Source organism: Streptomyces sp. NPDC007162 (assembly GCF_040634175.1).
Classification (GTDB): Bacteria; Actinomycetota; Actinomycetes; order Streptomycetales; family Streptomycetaceae; genus Streptomyces.
Window position 1 is genome coordinate 1 of the sequence record NZ_JBEYFC010000786.1, and the last position, 2,978, is coordinate 2,978.

Sequence of the window (2,978 nt, forward strand, 5' to 3'; positions counted from 1 at the left end):
CTTCACCGACGCGATGCGCGACGTGGCCCGCTCCCGGCGCCGCACCGGGGCCCTCACGTGGGGTCTGTACGAGGACGGCACCGCTCCCGGCCGCTTCGTCGAGAACTACCTCGTCGCCTCCTGGGCCGAACACCTGGCCCAGCACCACGACCGCCTCACCGTCACCGACCGCCGCTTCGAGGACACCGCCCGCGTCCTCCTCGTACCCGGCACGGAACCGGAGGTCACCCACGCCTTCGACGCAACCGTCGGCCCCCGGGTGCATACCGGCTGACCCCGACAACGACGCGGAGGCCGTTCCAGATACTCCCCTCGAAGGCTTGGCCTTCCGTCGGCCGGGAGCCGGCGCTCCGAGGAGATCCGCCTTGCCATCACGCCGCCATCACGTGTCCCACAAACGCAACCAGCGGGTCTGCCATGGTCGGCAAACCCGCTGGTCACAACCGTCGGGACGACAGGATTTGAACCTGCGACCCCTTGACCCCCAGTCAAGTGCGCTACCAAGCTGCGCCACGTCCCGGTGCGCTCACCCGCGGTGGCCCGCATGATCGCGCGAACAGCACCTTACCCCACGCACCCGGGCGAGCCGAAAGCGGGCGGGAGGACGGGTGTGCGGAGGGGCACAATCGGTCGTATGGGAAACGCGGGGACAGGGGCACGGGACCGGGACACCGAGGGCCGGGCGCGCAACGCCCGGCCGCGCGACGGGCTGGGGCGGCCGCTGCCGTACGGCACACCCGGGGTCGAACGGCAGCCCGAAGGGGTCGTCCGGACCCCCGAGGAGACCGTCGTCGAGGCGCAGGCGCTGCTGGACGCCGGGAAGCCGTTCCACGCCCACGAGGTGTTCGAGGACGCCTGGAAGTCGGGGCCCGAGGCGGAGCGGACGTTGTGGCGGGGGCTGGCGCAGCTGGCGGTGGGTCTCACGCACTCGGCCCGGGGGAACGTGACCGGCGGGGCGCGGCTGCTGCGGCGCGGGGCCGGTGCGGTCGAGGAGTGGGCGGCCCGGAGCGGGGAGCGGCGGCCGCACGGGGTGGACGTCGAGGGGCTCGCCCGGTGGGCCCGGGAGCTGGCCGGGCGGGTCGAGGGCGGCGCCGGGACGGTGACGGCGAGGACCGAGGCACCCCGGCTGCGCGGCGCCCGGTAGCACCGGCGCGACCCGCGGTCAGTGGCATGCGGCAGACTCGGGGCGTGCGAAAGATTCATGTCATCGGTATCGGCGCGGGCGACCCCGACCAGCTCACCCTCCAGGCGGTCCGGGCGCTCAGGGACACGGACGTGTTCTTCATCCTCGACAAGGGCGAGGCCAAGAGCGACCTCACCGGGCTGCGCCGGGACATGCTCGACACGCACCTACCGGACGGCGGCTACCGGCTGGTCGAGGCACGGGACCCGGAGCGGGACCGGGCGGCGAGCGGCGGCGCGTACCCACCGGCGGTCGGGGACTGGCGCAGCGCCCGCGCGGACATCTACGAGCGGCTGATCCGCGAGGAGGTGGGCGAGGCGGGGACCGGCGCCTTCCTGGTGTGGGGCGATCCCTCGCTGTACGACAGCACGCTGGCGATCCTGGCGGAGGTGCTGGAGCGCGGCTCCGTGGCGTTCGAGTACGACGTGGTGCCCGGGATCAGCAGCGTGTCGTCACTGGTGGCCAGGCACCGCACCGGGCTGAACCGGGTGGGGCGGCCGGTGCAGATCACCACCGGGCGGCGGCTCGCCGAGGGGCTCCCGGACGGGGTGGACGACGTGGTGGTGATGCTCGACGCCCACCAGGCCTTCCGGCGCTACGCGGACCAGGACATCGACATCTACTGGGGCGCCTATCTCGGCACCCCCGACGAGATCCTGGTCGCCGGCCCGATCGCCGACGCGGCCCCGCGGATCGAGCGGCTGCGGGCCGAGGCCCGGGAACGCAAGGGCTGGATCATGGACACCTACCTGCTGCGCCGCCACCCCGAGGGGCCGCAGGAGACCTGACCGCCGTCCGGGCCGGCCGTCACAGGCGCTCCAGCCGTTCCAGCACAGCTGCCACATCGGGCACCGCCGTCACCCCGGCCGGCAGCGGCGGCCGTCGTACGACGATCACGGGCAGGCCCAGCTCGCGTGCCGCCGTGAGCTTCGCCGCCGTCGCCGCTCCCCCGCTGTCCTTCGTCACCAGGACGTCGATCAGGTTCTCGGACAGCAGCGCGGTCTCGTCGGCAATCGTGAACGGGCCGCGGGCGAGCAGCACTTCGGTGTGCGGGGGCATCGGGGGCTCGGGGGGATCCACCGACCGTACGACGAAGTGGTGGTCCGTCAGGTGGGCGAAGACGGACAGGCCCAGACGTCCTGTGGTCAGCATGACCCGGGGGCCGAAGTCCGGCAGCAGCTCCGCCGCGCCGGCCAGGGACTCCGCGGGGTGCCAGCGGTCACCGGGGCCGGGCCGCCAGCCGGGGCGGCGCAGCACCAGGGCGGGGACGCCGGTGGCCGCCGCGGCCCGCGCCGCGTTCCCGGTGATCGTCTCGGCGAACGGGTGCGTGGCGTCGACGAGGACGGACACGCGCTGCTCACGCAGCCAGTCGGCGAGCCCGGCCGGGCCGCCGAAGCCTCCGACACGGACCTCGCCCGCCAGCGCGCCCGGCCTGCCGACGCGCCCGGCGAGGGAGGTGGTGACGCGGACGCCGGGGCGGGCGGCGAGCGCGGCCGCCAGCTCACGCGCCTCGGTGGTACCGCCGAGGATCAGGACGTGCGAGGACATGGCCCGAGCGTAAGCGGACACACGGAGGCACCGGGTATCGGGACGGTGCCGTGCGGAACCGGGGCGCCGCCGGGGCGGGGAGGGGTCCGACGGAGGCCGCGAGGCCGGTGGGGGCCTGTCGCGCAGGTCCTCGCGCCCCGTTGCGGGGCGCTGCTGCGTCCCCCTGGCATGTACGGGCGCCCCCACCCGGACGCCGGACGCGTCGGCCCCGGCGACGGACACGTTCTCGTACCTGGTTCCGGGCGGG

The 2,978-nt window shown here is 74.7% G+C and carries 4 protein-coding genes and 1 tRNA gene; 3 read left to right on the forward strand and 2 right to left on the reverse strand.

Features of this window, described 5'->3' with window-relative positions:
• A partial coding sequence (locus ABZ646_RS43890) for an MFS transporter (RefSeq protein WP_360532620.1) occupies nt 1–274 on the forward strand: 274 nt, incomplete at its 5' end.
• A 172-nt stretch (nt 275–446) separates the two neighbouring features.
• On the opposite strand, the gene ABZ646_RS43895 is transcribed toward ABZ646_RS43890, so the two are convergent.
• Nucleotides 447–520 (reverse strand) — tRNA-Pro (locus tag ABZ646_RS43895).
• 114 nt (nt 521–634) lie between these two features.
• Here ABZ646_RS43895 and ABZ646_RS43900 point away from each other — a divergent pair.
• Nucleotides 635–1,144 carry a DUF309 domain-containing protein gene (locus ABZ646_RS43900; RefSeq protein WP_360532623.1) on the forward strand — a complete coding sequence of 170 codons (510 nt, stop codon included), beginning with the start codon at nt 635–637 and terminating at the stop codon, nt 1,142–1,144.
• A 44-nt stretch (nt 1,145–1,188) separates the two neighbouring features.
• Complete coding sequence (gene cobF / locus ABZ646_RS43905; protein ID WP_360532626.1) at nt 1,189–1,971, forward strand: precorrin-6A synthase (deacetylating); 783 nt, start codon at nt 1,189–1,191, stop codon at nt 1,969–1,971.
• A gap of 19 nt (nt 1,972–1,990) precedes the next feature.
• On the opposite strand, the gene ABZ646_RS43910 is transcribed toward cobF, so the two are convergent.
• The gene (locus ABZ646_RS43910) at nt 1,991–2,731 is read right to left on the reverse strand and encodes a cobalt-precorrin-6A reductase (protein WP_360532629.1); all 741 of its coding nucleotides are present in this window, start codon (nt 2,729–2,731) and stop codon (nt 1,991–1,993) included.
• Nucleotides 2,732–2,978 lie beyond the last annotated feature (247 nt).

Coding starts and splice junctions, on each gene's coding strand:
- ABZ646_RS43910 (WP_360532629.1), bottom strand. CDS start 2,731: ATGTCCTCGCACGTCCTGATCCTCGGCGGTACCACCGAGGCGCGTGAG.
- ABZ646_RS43900 (WP_360532623.1), top strand. CDS start 635: ATGGGAAACGCGGGGACAGGGGCACGGGACCGGGACACCGAGGGCCGG.